The organism is Nesterenkonia sp., assembly GCF_029265375.1.
In the GTDB taxonomy this organism is placed as follows: Bacteria; Actinomycetota; Actinomycetes; order Actinomycetales; family Micrococcaceae; genus Nesterenkonia.
In genome coordinates, this window is sequence record NZ_JAJUJJ010000009.1 from 35,463 (window position 1) to 58,821 (window position 23,359).

A 23,359-nucleotide genomic window follows, 5' to 3' on the forward strand; every position below is an offset into this window, starting at 1 on the left:
GGCTGGGCCGCTACTCTAGAAAGGATGAAGGGCGAATCTGCTGACCTGCATGTGGAGATCCCCGGCTCGGCTCCGCTGAGTGCGCGTCTGCAGGCCCTGCTGCACGCGCCCAGCGCCGAGCAGGCGGAGGCTCAGACCGCGCGCGGCTGGGTGGATCTGGCCTATGAGGCCGCCTACGGCGAACGCTATGCCGCCGCCGCTGCCGCTGCCGAACGGGGGCTGCGCGCTCCCGGCGGCCAGGACCCGGAGAACCGGCTGATGCTGCTGCGCATCCTCTCCGGGGTCCATGAGATGCGCGGCGAGTCCGGACTCTCCGCCCCCTACCTGCAGCAGCGCATCGACCTGCTGCGTGAACTGGGCCGGTCCGAGCAGGCGGAGGTGGAGGCCAAACTGGGGCCGATGCTGCTGCGCGAGCCTGACCGGGTGGAAGCCGAAATCCTGGCCCGGATGGCCGAGGAGCTCGACGACGGCACCCCGCGCCTGGAACGCGCTGATGTGCTCTCCTCACTGGCGGTGCGTCAGCTGCACGACGAGGGCCCGGAGGCTGCACTGCCGGTGATCAGCGAGGCCTGCCGGATTCTGGAGGAGCTTCAGCGGCCGCAGGCGCTGACCGGAGCCCGAATGTTCCTGGCCCATGCCCAGCTGCTGGCTTCGGAGACAGAGCAGGCACTGGACACCGCGGAGCTGGTGCTCTCCGGGCCCGCCAACCGGGCGGTCCGCGGCGCGATGGCGATGCTGCGCGCCACGGTCCACCACCAGTCTGAGCGGCCCCTGACAGCGATGAAGGACGCCATCCAGTCTGCCGAGCTCTACGCGGCCTGCGGTGTGCGCAAGGGCGCAGCCTCGGCCGCCGCGCTGCTGGCCGGTGTCGCCTCAGGCCTGAACTACGCCGAGGTCTCTGTGCTGGCCTGGAGGGTGGCCGTGCAGCAGGCCGAGCTGGGAGAGTTCAGCGAATCCCGCATGCTCACCCTGGCGCTGGGACAGCAGCTGCTGGAGATGGAGCATCACGCCGAAGCGGAGAAGGTGCTCGACGCGCTCTCTGTCCGGCTGGCCTCCGCTGAGGATGAGCATTCCACCCGAGGCCGGGCGCTGATGGGTCTGGGCCACGCCGTCACCCAGCAGAAGCGTCCCTTGGAGGCTATGGCCCACTGGGAGGAGGCCGCGGAGCAGTTCCTGGCCGCCGACGAGGTGGATGAGGCTGCCCGCGCGCATCTGGCCGCCGGAGCGCTGGCGGCCTCCCTGGACCGGGTCGAGGCAGCCCGGCACCACTATGAGCAGGGCCTGCGCCTGGCCGATCAGGGCGATGACACCGACCCGCTGATGCTGCTGCAGGCGCTGCACTCGCTGGGCCACCTGCTGTGCCGGCATGAGAACCCGGACGGGCTGAACTATTTGGACCGGGCGATGCGCATCGTCGCCGAGCACGGCACCCAGTGGCAGCAGGCGGATCTGATCGATACCCGGGCACGGTCGCTGACCGCCCTGGGCCGCGGCTCCGAGGCGGTGGCCTCCGCCTTGGAGGCTGCCGACCAGTTCGCAGAGGCGGCCGATGAGGAGGCCGCCGCCGACGCGGAGATCTTCGCCGCCACAGTGCTGCTGCAGATGCGTCAGGCCCAGGAGGCTGAGGCGATGTTCCGGATGGCCGCTGAGGACCGGGATCTGTCCGAGGCGCTGCTGGCCACCGCCCTGGAGGGTCGGATCGAGGCGCTGCGCAGCCTGGGCCGCACCGAGGAGGCGGATGCGGCCGAGGACCAGCTCAGCCAGCTCAAAGCGAGGCTGGCCAGCGAGGAAGGTCCCCCGCCGCAGGGATGAGGTCCAGCAGGATCTCTGCGCAGCGGAGCCGGTGCTCCGCCTGAGCCGACCAGCCGCGGCGCCGGGTGTCGCGCGCGCCAGCCACCAGGGACAGAGCCACTGAGGCCGAGCGGATCCGCAGCGATTCGGGATCAACCTCCTCGGCGAAAGCCCGGGCGAAGCGGTCGAAGGCCGCCGGTGCGTGAATATATCGCTCATCCACTGCGGGCAGCACTGCCAGATGCCCCAGGAAGCAGGCCAGATCATCCACCCGGTGGCCCGGGCCCAGCGAGTCGACGTCGAGCAGGCAGGAGATCTGCGCATCGCGCATGAGCACATTGGCCTCGTAGAAGTCCCCGTGGGTGGGCACCACCGGCCCCCGGTCGGCGGCGGGAAGCCGCTGCATGATGGTCTCCGCCAGCTGCGCGATCCGGTCGGCATGACTCGGAAGCGCGGAGGCGGCCGCCGAGGCGTAGGACGGCAGGCGGTCGGTCCAGGCCTCCCGGGCAGGCAGCGTCATCACCTCCTCCGGCATCTGCTCCAGCAGCGCCACGAAGTCCTTCGGGCGCACCGTCGCTGCGCCGTCGGCCAGAAAGTATTCCGCCAGGGACACTCCATCGCCGCGCTGCAGGGCCACCACATCGCTGACCGGGTCGCTGACCGGCACCGGTGCCGGCACCCCGGCCTCCAGCAGCATCCGGTGGCGGGCGTCCAGGTCCACCGCCCGGCCGCTGCGCAGCACTTTGAGGTAGAGCCGGGATCCGTCGGAGAAGTCTGCGGCGATCACTGCCCGGCGCAGCGGACGGTAGCTGACGGTCTCCAACCCGGTGAGTACCCGGCCTGCTCCCCAGATGCTGGCCACAGAGTCCGGGTCGGTGGCCAGCCGCAGGCCGGGCAGCGCCGGGTCCAGAGGGTGCTGCCAGATGGCCAGCCGTCCGTAGGGACAGTGCGAGAAGACCACGCCCTCGGCGTCGTCGTCGACCCGTTCGGTGGTCATTCCCACATACAGCTCGTCCACGTGGTCGCTGGTCTCGGTGTAGACGCCGTTGGAGCTGCTGTTGGCCAGCACCGGCCGGGCGGTGGCCACGCGGTAGATCCCGGTCACCCCGGCGCCGGGCCGGTGCTGGACCGACTCCAGGTGCACACTGGTGGCGTAGACCCCTGACTGCTGCAGCGCAGCTGAGATGGGCGAGTGGGCGTCATAGGACTGCAGGAATCCCAGCTGCCGGGATTCCGCCTCGGCCCGCCCGGCCGAGGGCGCGGGATGGACGGGGTTCAATCAGGCTCGCCTGCGCTTGAGGACCTCGTCCAGGTCCATGGAGGGCTCCGGCTCCGGCTTCGGCGCTGCGGCGGCGCTGGGCTGCTTGAGCTTGGTGTCCGCGCTGGGCGTGGGGGCAGGCTCTTCGGCCACCGGTTCGGGCTCTGGGCGTTCGACCTTCTCGGCCACAAGATACTTCGGCTGCGGGACCTCGCGGGGCTGCCAGTCCTCTGCCGGGGCGGACTGATCGAACAGTGCCTCGGCGGCCTCGGGATCCTTTGCAGCCTGTTTGCCGAAGAGCCGCTCCGGATTCTCCGGCAGGCCATCCTCATCCAGGGTGACCAGCGAGTCTGGGCCGCCCAATCCCTCGGCGTCGGAGCTCAGCGCATCGAAGGGACGCACCCGCTGCGGGGCCTCCGCCTGGGCGGCGACGCGCTGCTGCCGGCTGATCTGCTCGGCCGTCTCCTCCGGCACGGTCATCGCCTCCTGCATGGCTCGCTCGACCCTGGCGCGGCGGGCCCGGCGACGCCGGACGGCGGCGGCCGCCTGCAGCCCGGCGAGGCTGAGCAGGAACGCTCCTGCGCAGACAGCCGGAACAGTCCAGGCCAGCCCGGTCAGCCAGGCGGCGACGGCGGTGCCTGCTGCTCCCAGCAGCGCGAGGCATCCGGTGAGCGCCAGCAGGGTGCGGCCCCAGTGGATGCGGAAGGAGGCGTTCTCATGGCTGCGTCTGGTCTCTTCCCTGGCATCAGTAGTCACATCAGCACCTGGTTCACTCGTCTGTGGTCGTTCGGCCAGCACGCGGCGGCGTGCCGCACGGGCCTGACGCGTGGTCAGCCCCGCTCTGCGCTGCGACTGCGCGGGCAGCCGCTGGGCCCTGAGCATCAGCGCCGCCAGGAAGAGCCCGGCGATCACCACGATGAGCAGTGAGGAGTGGATGGGCAGGCTGGGGATCCAGTCGATGACTCCGGCCGACTCCGGCCGGGGACCCAGCGTCATGCGTGTCTCCACCTGCCCTTGTGCTCACGTGTGGGATGCGACGGGGGTGCCGCTGATCTGTCCAGGGTAGCCGATGCCCGCCGCTGTTCTGCGACATACACACGGCGCTGTGACAACCTCTGAGCTTCTGGGCAAGAATGGGGCACGTGACTACTCATGCCAAGCGCTTCGCCCCTGACCGGATTGCCATACTCGGCGGCGGCCCCGGCGGCTACGAGGCCGCCATGGTGGCCGCAGACGCCGGCGCGGAGGTCACCGTGGTGGAGGAGAAGGGGCTGGGCGGCTCGGCGGTCCTGACCGATGTGGTGCCCTCGAAGACGCTGGTGGCCACTGCCGATGCGATGCGGCGGGTCAATGCCTCCACCTCTTTCGGCGTTCGGTTCGGCAGCCACGAGGACGACCACTATGAGACCGAAGCGTGGGCGGACTTCTCCAAGGTCAACGAGCGGCTCCTGAAGCTGGCGCAGACCCAGTCCCGGGATATTCACGCCTCGCTGACCGCGGCCGGGGTGCGGATCGTCTCCGGGCGCGGGCGCCTGCTGCCCCCGACCAGCCTGGAGGTCACCGACGCCGGCGGCGACACCTTTGTGGTGGAGGCCGATGCGGTGATCATCGCCACCGGAGCCCACCCCCGGGAGCTGGAGACCGCCAAGCCGGACGGCGAGCGCATCCTGAACTGGACCCAGGCCTATAACCTCACCGATGTGCCCGAGCACATGATCGTGGTGGGCTCCGGGGTCACCGGCGCCGAGTTCGCCTCCGCCTACCGGCGGCTCGGCGCAGACGTCACGCTGGTCTCCTCCCGGGAGCAGGTGCTGCCCGGCGAGGATTCCGACGCCGCCTCCGTGCTGGAGAACGCCTTCGCCCGGGTGGGGGTGAAAGTCGCCGCGAAGTCCCGCGCGCAGTCGGTGGAGCGCACCGACGACGGCGTCAGTGTGAGGCTGACCGACGGACGGGTGCTCACCGGATCGCACTGCCTCATGGCAGTCGGCGGGATCCCCAACACCGCCGGCATCGGCCTGGAGGAGGCCGGCGTGGAGACCACCGAGTCCGGGCACATCCGGGTGGACACCGTCTCCCGCACCACCGCCACCAACATCTACGCCGCCGGCGACTGCACCGGCATGCTGCCGCTGGCCTCAGTGGCGGCGATGCAGGGCCGGATTGCGGTGGCCCATATGCAGGGCGGGGCGGTCAAGCCGCTGCAGCTGCACCGAGTCTCCTCCAATGTGTTCACCTCCCCGGAGATCGCCACCGTGGGAGTCACCCAGGCCCAGGTGGACTCCGGAAAGTACCAGGCCGACGTCGCGAAGCTGGATCTGACCACCAATCCGCGGGCGAAGATGATGAACATCCGCGAAGGCTTTGTGAAGATCTTCTCCCGCAGGGGCTCCGGCACAGTCATCGGCGCCGTCGTCGTCGCCCCCCGCGCCTCAGAGCTGATCTTCCCGCTGGCTCTGGCGGTGACGCATAAGCTGCACGTGGACGATGTGGCCTCCACCTTCACCGTCTACCCCTCGCTGAGCGGGTCGCTCTCTGAGGCGGCGCGCAGGCTGCATCTGCACACGGTGGACCCCCGCGACGACGACTGAGCCGCGATAGGCTCAGGCGCATGAGCACTCGCACCCCCACCGCCGTCGACGAATTCGCTGAGCAGCACTTCGAGCAGCTACTGCAGCTGGCACCGGAGGAAGCCACTATGCTGGGCCGGCCCGGCGTGGAGACCCTCTACCGGGACTACTCCCCCGCCGGCCGGGAGGCGTTCGCGCAGCTGAAGCGCCAGGCCCTGACGCAGCTGGAGTCGCTGCAGCCGGCCGATGCGGTGGACGAGGTGACCGTCCATGCCATGCGTGAGCGGATCGAACTGGACCTGGCGTTGCATGAGACCGGCCGGACCTAGCTGAACAATATCTCCTCCGACGCCCACAGCATCCGCATGGTGCTGGAGCTGATGCCCCAGTCCACCGATGAGGACTTCGTCCATATCGCCGGGCGGCTGCAGAACATACCGGAGGCGCTGGACGGCTACTGGGCCTCCCTGCAGCAGTCCCAGGCCGCCGGGCATGTGGCCCCCGCCCGGCAGGTTCGTGCCGCTGCCGAACAGGCCGCCTCCTGGGCCGAGCCTGTGGGGGCGCTGGCATCACTGATCACTGCGGCGCAGGCCGCTGGGGTCTCCGAGACTGTGCTGGAGCGTCTGCGCACCGGCGTGCAGACCGCCGCAGAGGCCTACCAGGTCTTCGCCGGCAGGCTCACCGAGACGCTGCTGCCGCAGGCACCGGAGCGCGATGCCGTCGGGATCGAGCTCTACCAGCTGTTCTCCCAGTCCTTCACCGGCGCGAAGCTGGACCTTCAGGAGACCTACCAGTGGGGGCTTGAGGAGCTGGCCAGGATCGTGGCCGCCCAGCAGGAGGTGGCCGAGCAGATCCGGCCCGGCACCTCGGTGAGCGAGGCCAAAGAGCTCCTCAACACTGATCCGGGGCGGATCATCCGCGGCACCGAGGCGCTGCGCGAATGGATGCAGCAACTCTCCGATGCTGCGGTGGCAGAGCTGAAGGACGTCCACTTTGAGATCCCGGAGCCGATGGACCGCCTGGAGTGCCGGATCGCGCCCACCCAGGACGGCGGGGTCTACTACACCCCGCCCAGCGACGACTTCTCCCGGCCGGGGCGCATGTGGTGGTCAGTGCCTCCGGAGGACACCGAGTTCACCACCTGGGCCGAGACCACCACGGTCTACCACGAGGGCGTGCCGGGGCATCACCTGCAGATCGGCACCGCCGTGCTGGTGAAGGACCGGCTGAACTCCTGGCGGCGGTACCTGGCCAACACGTCCGGCTTCGCCGAAGGATGGGCGCTCTACGCCGAGCAGCTGATGACCGAGCTGGGATACCTGGACGACCCGGGCGACCGGATGGGGATGCTGGACATGCAGCGGATGCGGGCGGCCCGGGTGGTCTTCGACATCGGCGTGCACTGCGGGTTCCGCGCCCCGGCCGACTGGGGCGGTGAGATCTGGACCCCGGAGACCGGCCTGGAGTTCCTGCGCGCCCACCTGCCCATCTCAGAGGCTCAGCTGCAGTTCGAGTTCACCCGGTATCTGGGGTGGCCGGGCCAGGCGCCCAGCTACAAGGTCGGTCAGCGGATCATCGAGCAGATCCGGGCCGAGCGCGAGCAGCAGCCGGGCTTCGACCTGAAGTCCTTCCACACCGAGCTGCTGCAGCTGGGCGGACTCGGACTGGACACGCTGCGCTTCGCCATGAGCAGGTAGATTTGAGCCTATGAGCACACCCCGGGAGACCGAGCAGCCCGACGACGACCAGACGACTGAAGGCTTCGGCCATGTCACCACCGACGCCGCCGGGGGCCAGGACCCGGTGGCCGCCGCCCCCACCAATGATCCGACCTGCCCGGTGAACCAGCAGGCCTCCCGTGCCGCCGACGCGCTGCTGACTGCGGCCGGGGTGGAAAGGGTCGACCTGGCCTGCACGCTGGGCTCGGGCTGGTCAGGTGCGGCCGGGCAGCTGGGCGAGCTGGTCGCGGAGCTCGACGCCGAGCAGGTGCCGGGGTTCCACACCTCCCCGGTGCCTGGACACTCCGGGTCGCTGAAAGTCATCCGCACCTCGGCGGGGCAGCACGTGCTGGTGATCGGGGCGCGCACCCACTACTACGAAGGCCGCGGAGTGGATGCGGTGGCCCACGGAGTGCGCACAGCCGCCGCCGCAGGGGCGCGCACTATGGTGCTCACCAACGGCTGCGGCGGGCTGAGTCCGCTGAATCCTCCGGGCACACCGGTGCTGATCAGCGACCACATCAACCTCACCGGCGCCTCACCGCTGCGCGGGGCCCACTTTGTGGATATGACCGACCTCTACTCCCCGCGGATGCGCCGGATCGCCCGCGAGGTGGACCCGCAGCTGCGAGAGGGCGTCTATGCCCAGCTGCCCGGCCCGCACTATGAGACTCCGGCGGAGATCCGGTACCTGGCCGCCGTCGGGGCGGACCTAGTAGGAATGTCCACAGCGCTGGAGGCCATCTCCGCCCGGGCCGCCGGAATGGAGGTCTTCGGCATCTCGCTGGTGACCAACCTGGCCGCCGGGATCTCCGAGGAGCCGCTGAGCCATGAAGAGGTCATCGAGGCCGGCCAGGCCGCAGCACCGCGGATCGCCGGGCTGCTGGCCGAGGTGGTGCGCCGCAGCCTGGCGCCGGCCTCCTGAGAAGCATCTGCCTGAGATGAGAAGGAGCACTGACCTGTGAGTGAGCTGCTGAGCACCGTGGCACGGTGGATCCAGCTGGATCCCGACCCCACCACCCGCACTGAGCTGGAGGAGCTGCTCGACGACGCTGAGCAGAACCAGACCGCCTATGACACCCTGGAGCGGCTGTTCGCTGGACGGCTGGCCTTCGGAACCGCGGGTCTGCGCGCTGAGCTGGGGGCCGGGCCCATGCGCATGAACCGACTGGTGGTCAGGCAGACCGCCACGGGTCTGCTGCGCTATGCCGAAGCACAGCTGCGCCAGGCTCACCAGCAGATCGACAACCCGCATGATGCAGAGGGTTCGCGGGCCCGCAGGATCGCGATCGGCTTCGACGCCCGGCACCAGTCGGACCAGTTCGCCTATGAGACGGCCGAGATCTTCCGCGACGCCGGCTGGGAGGTTCACCTCTTCGACCGGCCGGGCCCCACGCCGCTGCTGGCGCGCCAGGTGATGGTGCTCGACGCCGAGATCGGTGTGATGGTCACCGCCAGCCACAATCCGCCGCAGGACAACGGGTACAAGGTCTACCTCGGCGGAGAGCTCTCCCGCTATCTGGAGCCGGACGGTCAGGGTGTGGGCGCGCAGATCGTCTCACCGGTGGATCAGCAGATCGCAGCCACGATCGCCGAGGCGGTCGAGGCCGACTTCGCCGCGGACTCCCCCACACCTGCGGCAGCCCCCAGCCCGGAGGTCCCCCTGCCCTCAGGGGTGGAGACGATCGGCGAGCAGGCCAGGATCGACTTCCAGCGTGAGGCGCTGCAGCTGCTGGATCAGCAGAACTACCCCCACCGGGACCTGCGGGTGGTCTACACCGCGATGCACGGAGTGGGCGGCCAGGCGGTGACCGATCTGCTCCATGCTGCCGGCTTCGCCGAGGTGTTCCCGGTGGCCGAGCAGTTCGAACCCGATCCGGAGTTCCCCACCGCCGAGTTCCCCAATCCCGAGGAGGCCGGCGCCCTGGACCTGGCGCTGCAGGCTGCCGCGGATCACGACGCCGACCTGGTGCTGGCCAATGATCCCGACGCCGACAGGCTCTCTGCGGCTGTCTATGACGACTCGGCAGGATCCTGGCGGCAGCTCAGCGGAGATGAGATGGGAGCCCTGCTGGGACGCCACATCATCGACCGGGGGCCGCTGCGAACCGGATGGCAGACCGCTGCGGGCCAAGACCGTCCGGTGATCGCCAACTCGGTGGTCTCCTCCCGGCTGCTGGGCAAGCTGTGCGAATCCCGCGGGATCGGGCACGAAGAGACGCTGACCGGTTTCAAATGGTTGGCGCGGGTCCCCAATATCGTCTTCGGGTATGAGGAGGCCATCGGATTCGATGTGGACCCCGTCCACGTGCGCGACAAGGATGGTGTCTCTGCCGCGCTGATCTTCTGCGAGCTCATCGCCGATCTGAAGGCCAAGGGCAAGACCGCGCTGGACGCGCTGGATGAGATCGCCGCCGAGGCGGGAGTGCATGTCACTGGGCAGGTCACGGTGCGTGTTGAGGATCTCAGCCAGCTCGGAGAGGTCACTGCGGCCCTGCGCGCCGCTCCCCCTGAGCGGATCGCAGGCTCGGCGGTGGTGGAGACCCTTGACCTGTCGCACCAGCCGCTGCCGGGCCGGGAGTTCACTGAGGCGAAGTCCACCGACGCGCTGATCTACCTCACCGAGGCCGGCGACCGGGTGATCGTCCGGCCCTCGGGCACCGAACCGAAGGTCAAATGCTATCTGGAGGCGGTGGCCGAGCCCGGATCGGCCGATCCGCAGGAGGTATCCTCGGCCCGGCGCAGCGCCGCGCAGCGGCTGGAGGAGCTGCGCTCCGCTATGGAATCCGTCCTGACCGCCTGAGACGCCCGCACCCTAAGACTGGCACGCCTGAGAGGAAAAGATGAACAGCCCCACTGCGGCCCAACTGGCCGGAATGATCGACCACACGGCCCTGAAGCCGGACACTGACGAGGCCACCGTCCGCCGCGTGTGCTCCGAAGCGGCGGAGCATGCCTTCGCCGCCGTGTGCATCAACCCCCGGTGGGTGCCGTTGACCGTGCAGCTGCTGGCCGGCACCGGCGTGAAGACCTGCACAGTGGTGGGCTTCCCGCTGGGGGCCAGCACCACCGCAGCGAAGGTGGTCGAAGCTCGGGAGGCCGCCGCGGCAGGGGCGGAGGAGATCGACATGGTCGTGGACATCGCAGACGCCAATGCCGGTGATGCTGAGGCCGTGCGCGCCCAGATCGCCGCGGTGGCCGAGGCTGCCCACGCCGGCGGAGCGCTGCTGAAGGTGATTCTGGAGACTGCGCTGCTCAGCCAGGAGGCCAAGGCCCTGGTGTGCCGGGCGGCCGAGGCGGCCGGAGCCGACTTTGTGAAGACCTCCACCGGCTTCGCCGGCGGCGGAGCCACAGTGGAAGACATTGAGCTGATGCAATCTCTGGTCGGCGGACGCCTGGGGATCAAGGCCTCCGGCGGGGTGCGCACCTACCAGGATGCGGCCGCCATGGTCGCAGCCGGTGCCACACGCATCGGCGCCAGCGCCTCGCTTGATATTGTGGGGGCAGGAAACGGCACCTCAGGCGCGGCCGGCTACTGAGCCGCCGCCCACCACAACGTTGAAAGACAGGCGCACCGCATGATTGATGCAAAGGGTCAGGTCAAGGCTTACTCAGGCCAGGGCCACTTCCTCGGCAACCTCGTCGCATTCCTCTTCGTCTTCGGGCTGCTGCTCGGCGCGGTCATCGCTCTGAACTTCTGGGATCTGGATCAGGTGTGGCTGCCCGGCGCGCTGTTCCTGGGTCTCTACACCGCCGCCTTCCTGGTGGCCAAGGAGGTCGTGGGCCGCTCTGACACCCTGGAGGAGCAGCAGCTCCACGGTGAGCACGGAGAGCCGCTGGACGCTATGGCCTCCCGGGAGGCTGAGTCGAGTGCTCCCCGCAGAGAGCGCAAGGCCTCGGCCCAGCACTGAGGGGCGTCGCCCTGAGACCTGCTGCCCGGAATCTGGGCATCGATCTGCTGCGGGTCATCTCCGTAGCGGCCGTCGTCGTCGGCCATGCCTGGCCGTTCATGCCGGGCGAGGAGTACCTGCAGATCTGGCGGATGCCGCTGTTCTTCTTCCTCTCGGGCTACTTCCTCTCAGTCACCCGCACTTTCGGCGGCGAGCTGAGCACCCGGTGGCGCACCTTGGGCATCCCCTATCTGGTGTGGCTGGTGGTGCTCAGCGCCCTGGTGATCGGGCACCATTTCACGCCCTGGCCCTTTGAGGACACCTGGGCCACAGTCACCGGGGCGCTCATCGGCGGCGGGCGGACCGATATGCCGTTCTTGGCGTTCTGGTTCATCTCGGTGCTGTTCGTCGCCGCGCTGCTGGTCCGGCTGCTGGTGCAGCTTCCCTGGTGGGTTCAGGCGGCTGCCGCGGTGGCGGGCCTCTGGCTGGCCGAGACGCCCGATTCAGCGATGTCCTACACCGTGCTGGGAGTGGGCCTGGCTCCTGCGTGCGCGGCCTATATGCTGGCCGGCTTCTGGTTCCGACGGTTCTCCGAAACGGCCGCGGGCTCCCGTGCGGTGCGGTCAGTGTGGGGCGGGCCGGCCGGGGTGGCCCTGATCGCCGTCGGCATCGGCTCAGTGGCGCTGGGCGCGGAGAGCATGAACATGAAATGGTCCGGCTTCGGCACGTTCCTGCTCTCCCCTGCCCTGGCGGTGCTGATCTGTGTGGGGCTGACCATCCTGTTCGGCACCTGGGCCGAGGCAGGTGTGCGTGCGGTTCCGGCCGCCGGGTCGGTGATCTCGCAGCTGGTGCGCACCGGGACCTTGGTGGTCTTCCTCCACCCCTACATCCTGTTCGTGATCTGGGGCGCGGTGCAGGCCCCGCCGGTGCGGGTGCTGATCGCGCTGGTGGTGTGCTGGTCCCTGGGAGTGGTGGTCAACCGCACCCGGCTCAGCCCCTATCTGACCGGGCTGCCCCGCCCGGCTGGCGCTAGGGCTTGAACAGCGCCTCGTAGACGCCTGTGAGCCACGCCAGCAGAGCCTGGTCGGCCAGCTCCTCACCGCCGATGCGGGCGGTGGTCGGCTTGGGCAGCAGCACCTGCTTCAGCGAGCGCCGGTGCTGGCCGGAGTACATCCGCTCCATCCGCAGCTGCCGGGATTCGGGAAGCTCCTCAACCGGTGCGAAGCGGATGAACTTGCCCTGGACCCCCACATCGGTGATGCCCACCTCGCGCACGCGGTTGCGGAACCGGGAGACCTCCGCCAGGTTCTGCGCCGGCTCAGGCAGCTCTCCGTAGCGGTCAGTCCATTCGGCGACGACGTCGTCGACCTTCTCATCGGTGTCGGCCGCGGCGAGTTTTCGGTATCCCTCCAGCCGCAGCGGTTCGCTGGGCACGTAGTCGGAGGGCAGATGAGCGTTGATCGGCAGCTCGATCTTGACCTCCTGGGTGTGGCGGTCCTCCTCGCCCCGGTAGTCGGCCACAGCTTCGCCGACCATCCGCAGGTACAGGTCGAAGCCCACACCTTCGATGTGGCCGGACTGTTCGCCGCCGAGCAGATTGCCGGCCCCGCGCAGCTGCAGGTCCTTCTTGGCCAGTTGGAACCCGGCCCCCAGCTCATTGTGGGCGGCCACGGCCTTCAGCCGTTCCAGCGCGTCCTCCCCCAGCGGCTTCTCCGCCGGGTACAGGAAGTAGGCGTAGGCGCGCTCCCGGGATCGGCCGACGCGTCCGCGCAGCTGGTGCAGCTGGGAGAGGCCGAAGGCTGAGGCGCGGTCGACGATCAGCGTATTGGCGTTCGAGATGTCCAGGCCGGTCTCGATGATGGTGGTGGAGACCAGCACATCGAAGCGCCGCTCCCAGAAGTCCTGAACGATCCGCTCCAGCTGGGTCTCGCTCATCTGTCCGTGGGCGACCTCTACGCGGGCTTCGGGCACCAGTTCGCGCACCCGCGCGGCAACCCGGTCGATGTCGGCCACCCGGTTGTGGACGTAGAAGACCTGCCCTTCACGCATCAGCTCGCGGCGGATCGCGGCCGAGACCTGCTTATCGGTATAGGGTCCCACATAGGTGAGCACCGGGTGACGCTCCTCCGGCGGGGTGTTCAGCTCAGAGGTCTCGCGGATTCCGGCCAGCGACATCTCAAGGGTGCGCGGGATGGGAGTGGCGGTCATGGCCAGCACATCCACATTCGTGCGCATCTTCTTCAGCTGCTCCTTGTGCTCCACACCGAAGCGCTGCTCCTCATCGATGATCACCAGGCCCAGGTCCTTGAACTGAACCTCTCTGCCCAGCAGCCGGTGGGTCCCGATGACGACGTCGATGGTTCCTTCGCGCAGCCCCTGCAGCACCTCCTTGGACTCCTTGGCGGTCTGGAACCGGGACAGCGCCCGGACCCGCACGGGGAAGCCTGCATAGCGTTCGGTGAAGGTCTCGTAGTGCTGGGAGACCAGCAGCGTGGTGGGCACCAGCACCGCCACCTGCTTGCCGTCCTGCACTGCTTTGAACGCGGCTCGGATGGCGATCTCGGTCTTGCCGAAGCCCACATCCCCGGAGATCAGCCGGTCCATGGGCACCTCGGCCTCCATATCCCGCTTGACCTCCTCCATGGCGGTCAGCTGGTCCGGGGTCTCCACATAGGGGAAGGCGTCCTCAAGCTCGGCCTGCCAGGGGGTGTCCGGGGCGAAGGCGTGTCCGCGGGAGGCCATGCGGGCGGCGTAGAGGCGGATCAGCTCTGCGGCGATCTCCTTGACGGCTCTGCGGGCCTTGCGCTTGGTGGCCGCCCAGTCGGAGCCGCCCATCTTGGAGAGCTTCGGTTCGTCTCCGCCTACGTACTGGGAGACCTGGTCCAGCTGGTCGGTGGGCACCATCAGCCGGTCCTTCGGCGCCCCGCGCTTGGAGGAGGCGTATTCCAGCACCATGTATTCACGCATACCGGCGGTGCCGGCGCGGATGGCCTGCGGGGATCCGACCGGCCGCTGGATGAGTTCCACGAACTGGCCGATGCCGTGCTGCTCGTGGACCACATAGTCGCCCTTGGTCAGGGAGAGCGGATCCACAGGGTTCTTCTTCCGGCGGGTGGCGCGCTTGGCGCCGGCACGTGAGTCCTGCCGGATGGAGCGGCCCAGCATCTCGGATTCGGTCAGCAGCGCCAGCTGCAGCGAATCCAGCGCGAAGCCTTGGGACGCATTGGCGGTGGTCACGGTGACAGTACCGGGCGTCGGGGCGTCGGTGAGGCTCTCCACCTGCTCATGCGGCACCTCGTGCTCGCCCAGCAGCTCGGCCACGCGGGCGGCCGAACCGGCACCGCCGGTAGTCACCACCACTGACCATTTGTCGGCGGCCCGGCCGGCCAGGAACTCCATCACCTGCTCCACCGAGCCGCGGTAGCCGATCGGCTCGCGGGAATCCACGGAGATCACATCGGCGTCCTGCTCCAGCTCCTCGTCCACGCCCAGGGAGGTGAGCGACCACCACCCGGCGCCGTGCTCCAAGGAAGCGTCCCGGGTTTCGGCCAGGGAGGCGAAGGCTCCGGTCCGCAGACTGGTCAGCTCCTGGTCGGTGACATCGATGGGTGCCGCCGCCCCGTCGGAGGTGGCCTGCCAGGCCGCGGCCAGGAACTCCTCATTGGTGGCAGCCAGGTCGTGGGCGCGGGCCCGGACCTTCTCCGGCTCCACCACCACGGTCAGGGAGCCGGCGGGAAGCTCGGAGACCAGCGGCACCATCTGCTCGGCCAGCACCGGGGTCAGCGACTCCATGCCCTCCACCGCCTGGTGCTGACTGATCTTCTCCAGCATGTCCACTGCATGGGGCATGCTGGGCATCAGGGACTTGGCACGCTCGGCGATCTGGTCGGTGATCAGCAGTTCTCGGCAGGGTACGGCCTGCACTGTGGTGGGTGGCTCCTCGGCATCCACCGAGAGCTGGTCGGCCACCGAGAAGTGCCGCATCTGCTCCACTTCGTCGCCGAAGAACTCGACGCGGACCGGGTGGGTCTCATTCGGGGGGAAGACATCCAGAATGCCGCCGCGGACGGCGAACTCGCCGCGCCGGGTGACCATGTCCACCCGGTGGTAGGCGGCAGCGGACAGCCGGGAGACCACATCGTCGAACTCGTAGAACTCACCGGTGGTCAGCGTGACCGGCTCCAGGTCGCCCAGGCCTGCCACGATGGGCTGGATAACCGCGCGGATGGGGGCGACGACCACGTCGAGCCGGCCGGCCTGCTCCGGATGGGCGAGCCGGCGCAGCACGCCCAGCCGACGGCCGACCGTGTCTGAGCGCGGGGAGAGCCGCTCATGCGGGAGCGTCTCCCATGACGGGAAGTGGGCCACCTCGGCTTCGGGGGCGAAGGCGGACAGGGAGGTCTGCAGCTCTTCTGCCTCCCGGTCGGTGGCGGTGACCGCCAGCACTGTACCGCCCGGGGCCTGACCTGCACCCCGGATGGCCTCGGCGATCTCCGCGATCAGGGCCGGCCGCAGCCCGGAGGTGGCCCCGATCTGCAGCTCGTCAGTGCGTTCGCCGGCGGGACGGCTCGCCGCTGAGACTACGCGGGAGTACGACGACGCCGCAGACAGCGCAGTGCGCAGACCCTTCAGAGACACACCAAACACCTCGCCACACAGGGACCGGGGAGAAAAAGACCTCCCCTAGGTTACCGTGCTGGCAATGGCCTCCCGACAACTCCCGCAGAGCGCCCGCCGCAGCTGAGGCGCTGCTCTCTGACCCTGCGCCGAACCGGCACGGTGAGTCCCGCCAGCAGCGCAGCAGCCACACCGGCCGCCGCGGCCCATGTCGGCAGGGTATGCAGCAGCGTTCCTCCCCCAAGCACCCAGAGCGCGGCCCAGATCAGGGAGCCGGCGGCGGCCAGCAGCAGGAAGCGCGGGCTGCTGATCCCGGCGGCTCGGGCGGCGAGCGCCGCCGGGGTTCGGGCCCCGGGGAGGAGGCGCAGTCCGGCCACCGCCGCATCGCGTCCGTACCTCTGGCGCTGCAACCGCTGGGACCACTTGTGGAGCCGCCCGGCAGCATGCGGCTTCTGCCGCATCCTCCGCAGCAGCGGGCCGGCGGCTCGGTGGGTCAGTGCGTCACCCAGCGTCATTCCTGCCGCGATGGCCACCACCGTGGTCAGCGGCGGGAGCGCCGCGGTGCTGACCAGGGCTGCTGCCGCCAGCGCGGTGGGCTCAGCCGGCCCCATCGGGATCGCCATCACCACCAGCAGGCTCAGCAGCAGTGCCCAGTGCGGCAGGGCCGGGCTGGAGGTCAGCTCAGACAGCCAGTCCATGCAGGCCCTTCCTGCGGTAGACCGGGTCCGCCTCCGCCGCGCTGGTCTGCTGGGCCCCGGTGATGGCATCCCTGTAGTGCTCCAGGAGCAGGTCATTCACCGCTGTCCAGGAGGACGAGCCCAGCCCCTGGTGCGCCGCCTGGCCCAGTGACCGGCGCAGCGGGGCGTCCTGGGCCAGTCGGGCCACTGCGGCACGCAGCTCATCGAGCTTGCCGGGAGCGTAGTGCAGGCCGTTGATCCCGTGTGTGATCCGGTCCTTCAGTCCTCCGGCGCTGGGTCCTACGGCCGGCACCGCCGAGGCCAGTGCTTCCTGAACGGCCTGGCAGAAGGTCTCCTCGGCCCCGGTGTGCACAAAGATGTCCAGGCTCGCCAGGGTTTGGGCGAGCTGCTCGCCGTGCTGCTCCCCCAGGAAGAGCGCCCCGGGCAGCAGCTCCTTCAGGGCGCTGCGCTCCGGCCCCTCTCCCACCAGGACCAGTCGGATCCCTGGGATGCCGCTGATCGCCTGCAGGTGGTGGAGGTCCTTCTCCCTGGCCAGGCGACCCACATACCCCACCAGGACGTCCCCGGCGCAGCCGCCAGAGGGCTGTGCCAGCAGACGTGCCCGGAGGGACTCCGAACGGTTCTGCGGGGAGAACCGTGCCGTGTCGACACCTCGGGGCCAGAACCTTAGGCGCGGGATGCCCAGCTCCTGGAGCTGCTGGATGCTGGCGGCGGAGGGGGCCAGGGTCAGATCAGACTGGATGTGAATGCGCCGCAGCCGGTGGCGGATCAGCGCCTCGGTCGCACGCATCCGGTAGCGGCGGGCGAAGCCGACCACATCGGTCTGATAGATGCTGACCACGGGGATCTGCATGCTGTTGGCAGCCCGGACCGCTGCGTAGCCCAGCACGAACGGGGAGGCCACATGAACCACGTCTGGGCGGAATTCGGCCATCAGGCCCCGAAGCCTGCGGCGGGTGGCCATGCCGACGGTGAAACCGTCATAGCCGGGAAGGTCCAGGCCCCCAACTCGGTGCACCGGGGCGCCCGCGTACTGCGCAGGTCCGGTCGGGGCGATCACCGCAGCTGTGTGTCCGCGCTGGGCCAGATGCTCCAGGACTCGGCAGACGGAATTCGTGACCCCGTTGGTCTGCGGCAGAAAAGATTCGGTGACCACCAGCACGCGCAGGGACCGGCAGGCCAGCAGTTCTGAAGGAGGAGTTTCTCGCATACCTTCACGCTATGGAGGCCCGGAACTGCGCGGAATCCAGCTGCCTGCCGGTATCCAAGAGGATCCCTGCAGTCCTTCGGTGGAGGAAACTGCACCCTGGCTTTCCGCGGTTCAGTCGGAGTAGGCGACCGTGATGTTCCCGCTGGTGGTCCGCAGGTCGATGATGGATCCGGCGTCGGGGTCTGTGGCGACCTCGATGCTGACCACGCTGCTGGAGGTGTCGGACAGAACGCGATAGTTCTGGCCCCGCGGAATCAGCACCTCTATATCCCCTGCGGTGGTCGAGACGCGGACCTGCGCCGGTGCTTCGGCGAATTCCAGCGAGATGCTGCCGGAGGTCTCCTGCGCTGTCACGTTGTCCGAGGTGAGGCCGATTCCGCGGATGCTGCCGCTGGTGGCTTCCGCTGTCAGGTCGCCGGAGACATCGTAGGCGGTGATGCTGCCGGAGGTGGTCTGCAGATCCGCTGCCCCGCCGATGTTCTCCACGGACACCGCCCCTGAGGTCAGGCTGACCTCCACGGACGAGTCCGCGGGAACCGTCCCGTCATAGGTGATCCCGCAGCCCGGGGCGAACCACAGGGGGACGCCCTGGTGCCGGCATCCCAAATCCACCGACCAGGTCTGGTCCTCCCAGGTCTCCTCGATTGCCGGCCGCTCGCTGGCATACCAGCTGGTGGCAAGCTCCGCGGTGGCCTCATCGGTCTGCGTCCCGATCAGCTCCACGTCTGCTCCGGCCCCGTCGATGGCCACCGTCTCAGGTGTCTGACCGCTGGACAGTGACGCTTGTCCGGTCTGTTCGCTCATCCCGCCGCCGGCCAGCAGCGACCAGGTCAGGAAGGCACCAACGGCCAGGAGTGCTGCTGTGAGCAGCCCTCCGAAGATCAGCCAGGCTCTGCGAACTGCCGGGGAGGCGTGCCCCGGTGTGCTGTGCGGCGTCGTCATGGCTGTCTGCCTCCGCGGTCCGGGGTGCTGTTGGCGGCCAGGTACTGCAGCACTGCCAGTACGCGGCGGTTGGCGCTTCCGGTGGGCGGTATGCCCAGCTTGGTGAAGATGGCGTTGATGTGCTTGGTCACAGCAGATTCACTGAGGTAGAGCTCCTCGCATATTCCGGCGTTGGAGCGCCCCTGGGCCATCAGAGCGAGCACTTGGCGCTCACGGTCGGTCAGCTCCTCCACCGGATTGTCCCTACGCTGCCGGGTGAGCAGCTGGGAGACGACCTCCGGGTCCAGCACCGAGCCGCCGTCGCCGACCCGGCGGACCACGGAGAGGAACTCGTCCACATCTGCCACGCGGTCTTTGAGCAGATAGGCCACCCCGGAGGTCTCCCCGGTCAGCAGCTCCACGGCATACCGCTCCTCCACATACTGGGAGAGCACGATGACGGCCAGTTCCGGATCGCGCTGACGCAGCTCCAAGGCTGCGCGGATGCCTTCGTCGGTGAAGCTCGGCGGCATCCGCACATCGACGATCACCAGGTCCGGTGCATGCTCCTCCACAGCGGGGAGCAGCTCGACGGCGGTGCCTACGGCGGCGGCCACCTCTATCTGCGCGAAGTCCAGCAGCCTGGCCAGGCCCTCGCGCAGCAGGACGGAATCTTCGGCAATGACTACGCGCATGGCAGCTCCACTCTGATCTGGGTTCCCTCTCCGGGAAGGCTGGTCATATTCAGGGTTCCGTCCACGGATTCGACGCGCTGACGCAGTCCGGTCAGGCCGGTGCCGCGAGACTCCTCGGCGCCGCCGACCCCGTCATCGGACACCGTAATGCTCAGCGTCCGGCCGATGCGTCTGACAGTGACCTCGGCGTGCTTCGCCTGGGCGTGGGCAATGATGTTGTTGACCGCCTCAGAGACCACAAAATAGGCCACTGCCTCCACATCCAGGGAGGGCCGCTGGGGCACATCCACGGTGACTGCCACCGGGAACGGGGCTCGGGAGGCGATGCCGGAGACCGCGGCGTCGAGCCCTCGGTCTTCCAGAACGGCCGGGTGCAGGCCCCGAACCAGGTGCCGGATCTCCTGCAGCGCGGACTGCACCTCGGCCTGGGCATGCTGGAAGGCGTCCTGAGTGTCCTGCGGGTCCACCGGCGTGCCCGAGGCTGCCGCCTTGACGTGCCGGCTGCGTTCGATACCCAGGTGTACGGCCAGGGCAGTGAGGCGCTGCTGAGCCCCGTCGTGCAGATTGCGCTCGATGCGGCGCCGCTCCGCGTCCGCTGCGGCCACCACGCCGGAGCGGGCTTGTGTGACCTGCTCGACCCGCTGGGCCAGTGCCGCTTTCTCATCCACTCCGTTGACCCACTTGACCAGCGCCAGATCTGCTAGGGCGACGGCACGCAGGATCCATGGGGAGCCCAGCAGCAGAACGGCTCCGCAGATGATGAAGAGGACGTCGATCAGAGTCAGGATGCCGGCCGCGGGCTGGCCGGAGTTCAGGCGCAGACCCAGCAGCAGCGATGCCGGTCCGCCGACCAGGCAGGCCAGCACGACGCTGACCATGATCGGGCCCCACAGCAGACCCAGCAGGTGGTAGACCAGCAGCCGCAGGCCATAGGGACTCACACCCAGCATGGCCACTCTCCGCCAGCTCCACCGGCCTCGCTGGGGCTTGGGCACGGAGGCGCTCATGAGTGCGGCGGCCCGTGAGCGGTGCAGCCGCCCGAAGAAGCAGCACAGGATGACAGTGGCCAGTCCGATCAGGCAGGCCAGCACGATCAGCGCGGCGCGGGCCGGCACGAAGATGTCCTCTTCTAAGAGTCCGGCGACCGGGTGGTTGAGCATCACCGTGGAAAGGATGGTGCTGACCAGGGCGAATACACCGATCGCTGGGGAGCTTAAGATGAGGCCGCCGGTGGTCAGGTAGACGGCATGGTGCGCCATCCTGCGCAGTGCGCCGCGGCTGCGACCGGTGCGGACGGCAGGGTCTGTGTTCACTCTACGACCATATTCCAGCGGGCGGGGCTGCGGGATTGCAGCTGGCTCTGCGATCACGGTGCAGAAAACTGCACCGCAGGCCGGGGCGAAGCTGCGCGCCGCTGTGGAGTCAGCTGGATTCTGCCCGCCCGGGAGGGTTCATAGCGTGAGGCTATGCACGAGATTCTCAGCAGCATTGAGTCTGCCGTCGTCGCTCTTGGCCCCTCTCCCTGGCTGGTGGTGGCGGTTCTTGTCCTGTCCTGCGTCGACGGATTCTTTCCGCCGGTGCCGAGCGAGTCGGTGGTGATTGCCGCCGCCGTGCTGGCTGTGGCCGGCGATATGCCGGCCAGCTACCTGCTGCTGCTGGTGCTGGCTGCCGCTGTGGGCGCGTTCTTCGGCGACCTCATCGCCTATTGCATCGGTTCGCGGGTCCCGGTGGACCAGCTGCGGATGCTCCGCGGGCCCCGGGGCCGGGCAGCCCTCAGCGGGGCGAGAAGTGCGCTGGCGGCACACGGCGGCAGCATCATTCTGACCGGCCGGTTCGTCCCGGTGGGACGGGTGGCGGTGAATATGACCCTGGGGGCAGTGTGCTTCGGCTTCACCCGGTTCATGCCTCTGGCCTGCCTGGCCTCGGTGCTCTGGGCTGTCAGCTCCGCGGCAATGGGAGTCGGCGCAGGCCACCTGTTCAGGGACAGCCCGCTGCTGGCCATGGCCCTGGGGATCGTTGCCGGGGCGCTGATCGGGCTGATTCTGGATCGTCTGATCCGCACTGGCGAGAAGAGATTCTCCTTCCAGCGCCGGCGATGGCCGCAGCGACGGGCGGTATGCTCGAATACGTGATCTCCCCCACAGGAAGACCATGGTTGGATGAGCTGGCAGCCTCCACCGGACGGTTCCGGGACGTGCTGGCCGCAGCGGAAGAGGACGACGGCGCCCTGGACTCACCGGTTGCCGCATGCCCGGAATGGGACCTGCGCGCACTCGGCGTCCACCTGGGGCAGACCCACCTGTGGGCAGCGGGGATCGTGCAGGGCGCTGATCCGCGCCAACGCCCTCGGGATGAGCCCGCCGGGCAGAGCCTGAGCCGGTGGTACGCCTCCGCCGCGGAGGCGCTGCGCAAGGCCTTGGCCGAGGCCGGACCGGAGGCTCCCTGTTGGACATTGGTCCGGCACCAGGGCACGGCCCTGTTCTGGCAGCGCCGGCAGGTGCACGAAACCATGGTCCACCTCTGGGATGCCCACCACGCTGTGGGTCAGACCGCCGCTCTGGACCCGGCGCTGGCCTTCGACGGTGTGGCGGAGGTGGCCGAGGTGATGTATCCGCGCATGCTGCGCGCCAAGCGTGTGGAGCCGCTGCCGAAGCGTCTGGTCCTCACCGCCACGGATGTCGATGCCGATCCGGTGACCATCGGTGAGGCGGAGCAGGCCGTGGCGGTGACCGCCCCGGCCGAGCAGCTGCTGCTGGTGGTGTGGCAGCGGATCCCCTGGAGGCAGCAGATGGGCCCAGCAGAGGCCGAGTCCCTGCTCAGCCGCGCTCTGGTCCCCTGACGGTTACATCCACTTCACGCCGCCATCGACGTGCTCAGCGATGCGATAGCGGATCATGCGGGTCAGCAGGTCCGCGGGCAGCTGGCTGAGCGTGTAGGGAAGCTTGACGCTGCCCTTGCCGGTCTCAAAGTCGGTCAGCTCGTCGTCGAAGGCCTCCCAGAGTCGATCGTCGGTGCGGCCTCGTATGATGGGAGCTGCATGACGATCTACATCGATCCGCCGGTCTGGCCGGCCCATGGGACGGTCTTCTCCCATGTGATCTCCTCCGCCTCGCTGGAGGAGCTGCACGCCTTCGCCCGCAGTGCGGGTCTGAGCGAGCGGGCCTTCGACCGCGACCACTATGACGCCCCGGCCCACCGCTATCAGGAGCTGGTGGACGCAGGGGCGGTCCCCGTCGCCGGCAGCCAGCTGGTCAGGGTCCTGGCCGACTCGGGCCTGCGCATCCGGTCCCGCGAACGCCCCGAGAAGCTGCAGCGGGGACTCCAGCGGCGCTGGGCCCGGCTGGGGCCCGAAAAGGGGCCGGCTGCCCAGCGGTGGGAGGAGATCGGCCGCCGGCTTCTGCAGTGCTGGTCCGAGCCGCACCGCAGCTATCACGCGCTCCCCCACCTGGGCTCGGTGCTGCGCGTCTGCGCAAACCTGGAACGTGACGGGGAGCTGCCTGCGCCCCTGCGCCGGCCGGTGCTTCTGGCCGGCTGGTTCCACGACGCCGTCTACCGCGGTGAGGCCGGTGCGGATGAAGAGGTCTCCGCCCGCCTGGCAGAAGATCTGCTGGATGGGCTGCTGGGGAGCGCGGAGGTGGCCGAGACGGCCCGGCTGGTGCGGCTGACCGCGCACCACAGTACTGAGGAGGACGACGCCGCCGGGTCCGTGCTGGTCGACGCCGACCTGGAGGTCCTCGGCCGGGACTGGCCGGACTACCGGCGTTACACCGAGCAGGTGCGGCAGGACTACGCGCATGTGCCGGATGACCAGTTCGCCGCGGGCCGTGCGGCTGTGCTGCGCCGCCTTCTGGGAACCTCGCAGCTCTACCGCACCCGCACCGCCCGGCAGCTGTGGCAGGCGAAGGCCTGCCGCAATATGGAGCGCGAGTTGGCGCAGCTGCAGGATCAGGCCGGCCCCGCCTGAATGCCGTGTCCGATTTTCGCTGGACATCCC

19 protein-coding genes and 1 pseudogene are annotated in these 23,359 nt (G+C 69.0%); 11 read left to right on the forward strand and 9 right to left on the reverse strand.

Features of this window, described 5'->3' with window-relative positions; genetic code table 11:
* Nucleotides 1–24: 24 nt before the first annotated feature.
* Nucleotides 25–1,812 (forward strand): hypothetical protein, encoded by a 1,788-nt coding sequence (locus Q1K09_RS05385; RefSeq protein WP_300343856.1) that lies wholly within the window; start codon nt 25–27, stop codon nt 1,810–1,812.
* On the opposite strand, the gene Q1K09_RS05390 is transcribed toward Q1K09_RS05385, so the two are convergent.
* Together Q1K09_RS05390 and Q1K09_RS05395 are read right to left on the reverse strand one after the other, a co-directional pair.
* Complete coding sequence (locus tag Q1K09_RS05390) at nt 1,766–3,070, reverse strand: phosphotransferase (protein ID WP_300343857.1); 1,305 nt, start codon at nt 3,068–3,070, stop codon at nt 1,766–1,768. The two genes, Q1K09_RS05385 and Q1K09_RS05390, sit on opposite strands and share 47 nt — an antisense overlap.
* The gene (locus Q1K09_RS05395) at nt 3,071–4,045 is read right to left on the reverse strand and encodes a hypothetical protein (protein WP_300343858.1); all 975 of its coding nucleotides are present in this window, start codon (nt 4,043–4,045) and stop codon (nt 3,071–3,073) included.
* Between the two features lie 146 nt (nt 4,046–4,191).
* Between Q1K09_RS05395 and Q1K09_RS05400 the strand changes: the two genes are divergently transcribed.
* The 7 genes and pseudogenes from Q1K09_RS05400 (at nt 4,192) to Q1K09_RS05430 (ending at nt 12,264) form a co-directional block, all read left to right on the forward strand.
* Nucleotides 4,192–5,637 carry an NAD(P)H-quinone dehydrogenase gene (locus Q1K09_RS05400; protein WP_300343859.1) on the forward strand — a complete coding sequence of 482 codons (1,446 nt, stop codon included), beginning with the start codon at nt 4,192–4,194 and terminating at the stop codon, nt 5,635–5,637.
* Between the two features lie 20 nt (nt 5,638–5,657).
* Nucleotides 5,658–7,313 (forward strand): annotated as a pseudogene (locus tag Q1K09_RS05405) (DUF885 domain-containing protein).
* A gap of 10 nt (nt 7,314–7,323) precedes the next feature.
* Nucleotides 7,324–8,259 carry a purine-nucleoside phosphorylase gene (locus Q1K09_RS05410; RefSeq protein WP_300343860.1) on the forward strand — a complete coding sequence of 312 codons (936 nt, stop codon included), beginning with the start codon at nt 7,324–7,326 and terminating at the stop codon, nt 8,257–8,259.
* Nucleotides 8,260–8,295: 36 nt separating this feature from the next.
* A complete protein-coding gene (locus Q1K09_RS05415; RefSeq protein WP_300343861.1) occupies nt 8,296–10,137 on the forward strand; it encodes a phospho-sugar mutase in 1,842 nt (613 codons plus the stop codon).
* A 40-nt stretch (nt 10,138–10,177) separates the two neighbouring features.
* Nucleotides 10,178–10,873: a deoxyribose-phosphate aldolase gene (gene deoC, locus Q1K09_RS05420; protein ID WP_300343862.1), complete on the forward strand. Its 696-nt coding sequence runs from the start codon at nt 10,178–10,180 to the stop codon at nt 10,871–10,873.
* Between the two features lie 39 nt (nt 10,874–10,912).
* Nucleotides 10,913–11,245 (forward strand): hypothetical protein, encoded by a 333-nt coding sequence (locus Q1K09_RS05425; protein ID WP_300343863.1) that lies wholly within the window; start codon nt 10,913–10,915, stop codon nt 11,243–11,245.
* 44 nt (nt 11,246–11,289) lie between these two features.
* Complete coding sequence (locus Q1K09_RS05430) at nt 11,290–12,264, forward strand: acyltransferase family protein (RefSeq protein WP_300343910.1); 975 nt, start codon at nt 11,290–11,292, stop codon at nt 12,262–12,264.
* Here Q1K09_RS05430 and mfd read toward each other — a convergent pair.
* The 6 genes from mfd to Q1K09_RS05460 form a co-directional block, all read right to left on the reverse strand.
* Nucleotides 12,254–15,862, reverse strand: coding sequence for a transcription-repair coupling factor (mfd, locus tag Q1K09_RS05435; RefSeq protein WP_300343864.1), 3,609 nt, complete (start codon nt 15,860–15,862; stop codon nt 12,254–12,256). The two genes, Q1K09_RS05430 and mfd, sit on opposite strands and share 11 nt — an antisense overlap.
* A 50-nt stretch (nt 15,863–15,912) precedes the next feature.
* A complete protein-coding gene (locus tag Q1K09_RS05440; protein ID WP_300343865.1) occupies nt 15,913–16,539 on the reverse strand; it encodes a VTT domain-containing protein in 627 nt (208 codons plus the stop codon).
* A complete protein-coding gene (locus tag Q1K09_RS05445; protein WP_300343866.1) occupies nt 16,523–17,749 on the reverse strand; it encodes a glycosyltransferase family 1 protein in 1,227 nt (408 codons plus the stop codon). Before Q1K09_RS05445 ends, Q1K09_RS05440 begins: the two co-directional genes overlap by 17 nt.
* 111 nt (nt 17,750–17,860) lie before the next feature.
* Complete coding sequence (locus tag Q1K09_RS05450) at nt 17,861–18,691, reverse strand: DUF4097 family beta strand repeat-containing protein (protein WP_300343867.1); 831 nt, start codon at nt 18,689–18,691, stop codon at nt 17,861–17,863.
* Nucleotides 18,688–19,365, reverse strand: coding sequence for a response regulator transcription factor (locus Q1K09_RS05455; RefSeq protein ID WP_300343868.1), 678 nt, complete (start codon nt 19,363–19,365; stop codon nt 18,688–18,690). The genes Q1K09_RS05450 and Q1K09_RS05455 overlap by 4 nt, the downstream gene beginning before the upstream one ends.
* The gene (locus tag Q1K09_RS05460) at nt 19,356–20,678 is read right to left on the reverse strand and encodes a sensor histidine kinase (RefSeq protein ID WP_300343869.1); all 1,323 of its coding nucleotides are present in this window, start codon (nt 20,676–20,678) and stop codon (nt 19,356–19,358) included. Before Q1K09_RS05460 ends, Q1K09_RS05455 begins: the two co-directional genes overlap by 10 nt.
* A 153-nt stretch (nt 20,679–20,831) precedes the next feature.
* Here Q1K09_RS05460 and Q1K09_RS05465 point away from each other — a divergent pair, with 153 nt between their 5' ends.
* Complete coding sequence (locus tag Q1K09_RS05465; protein ID WP_300343870.1) at nt 20,832–21,497, forward strand: VTT domain-containing protein; 666 nt, start codon at nt 20,832–20,834, stop codon at nt 21,495–21,497.
* Nucleotides 21,494–22,204, forward strand: a complete 711-nt coding sequence (locus Q1K09_RS05470; RefSeq protein WP_300343871.1) for a maleylpyruvate isomerase family mycothiol-dependent enzyme — start codon at nt 21,494–21,496, stop codon at nt 22,202–22,204. Before Q1K09_RS05465 ends, Q1K09_RS05470 begins: the two co-directional genes overlap by 4 nt.
* Nucleotides 22,205–22,207: 3 nt before the next feature.
* Here Q1K09_RS05470 and Q1K09_RS05475 read toward each other — a convergent pair whose 3' ends face one another.
* A complete protein-coding gene (locus Q1K09_RS05475) occupies nt 22,208–22,441 on the reverse strand; it encodes a hypothetical protein (RefSeq protein ID WP_300343873.1) in 234 nt (77 codons plus the stop codon).
* Here Q1K09_RS05475 and Q1K09_RS05480 point away from each other — a divergent pair.
* Nucleotides 22,403–23,329, forward strand: coding sequence for a DUF4031 domain-containing protein (locus Q1K09_RS05480; RefSeq protein ID WP_300343875.1), 927 nt, complete (start codon nt 22,403–22,405; stop codon nt 23,327–23,329). The two genes, Q1K09_RS05475 and Q1K09_RS05480, sit on opposite strands and share 39 nt — an antisense overlap.
* Nucleotides 23,330–23,359: the final 30 nt, after the last annotated feature.

Excerpts from the sequence above, each read along its gene's own strand:
- Q1K09_RS05385 (WP_300343856.1), top strand. The coding sequence starts at position 25 with ATGAAGGGCGAATCTGCTGACCTGCATGTGGAGATCCCCGGCTCGGCT.
- Q1K09_RS05395 (WP_300343858.1), bottom strand. The coding sequence starts at position 4,045 with ATGACGCTGGGTCCCCGGCCGGAGTCGGCCGGAGTCATCGACTGGATC.
- Q1K09_RS05410 (WP_300343860.1), top strand. The coding sequence starts at position 7,324 with ATGAGCACACCCCGGGAGACCGAGCAGCCCGACGACGACCAGACGACT.
- deoC (WP_300343862.1), top strand. The coding sequence starts at position 10,178 with ATGAACAGCCCCACTGCGGCCCAACTGGCCGGAATGATCGACCACACG.
- Q1K09_RS05425 (WP_300343863.1), top strand. The coding sequence starts at position 10,913 with ATGATTGATGCAAAGGGTCAGGTCAAGGCTTACTCAGGCCAGGGCCAC.
- Q1K09_RS05440 (WP_300343865.1), bottom strand. The coding sequence starts at position 16,539 with ATGGACTGGCTGTCTGAGCTGACCTCCAGCCCGGCCCTGCCGCACTGG.
- Q1K09_RS05445 (WP_300343866.1), bottom strand. The coding sequence starts at position 17,749 with ATGCGAGAAACTCCTCCTTCAGAACTGCTGGCCTGCCGGTCCCTGCGC.
- Q1K09_RS05450 (WP_300343867.1), bottom strand. The coding sequence starts at position 18,691 with ATGACGACGCCGCACAGCACACCGGGGCACGCCTCCCCGGCAGTTCGC.
- Q1K09_RS05455 (WP_300343868.1), bottom strand. The coding sequence starts at position 19,365 with ATGCGCGTAGTCATTGCCGAAGATTCCGTCCTGCTGCGCGAGGGCCTG.
- Q1K09_RS05465 (WP_300343870.1), top strand. The coding sequence starts at position 20,832 with ATGCACGAGATTCTCAGCAGCATTGAGTCTGCCGTCGTCGCTCTTGGC.
- Q1K09_RS05480 (WP_300343875.1), top strand. The coding sequence starts at position 22,403 with ATGACGATCTACATCGATCCGCCGGTCTGGCCGGCCCATGGGACGGTC.
- Q1K09_RS05475 (WP_300343873.1), bottom strand. The coding sequence starts at position 22,441 with ATGGGCCGGCCAGACCGGCGGATCGATGTAGATCGTCATGCAGCTCCC.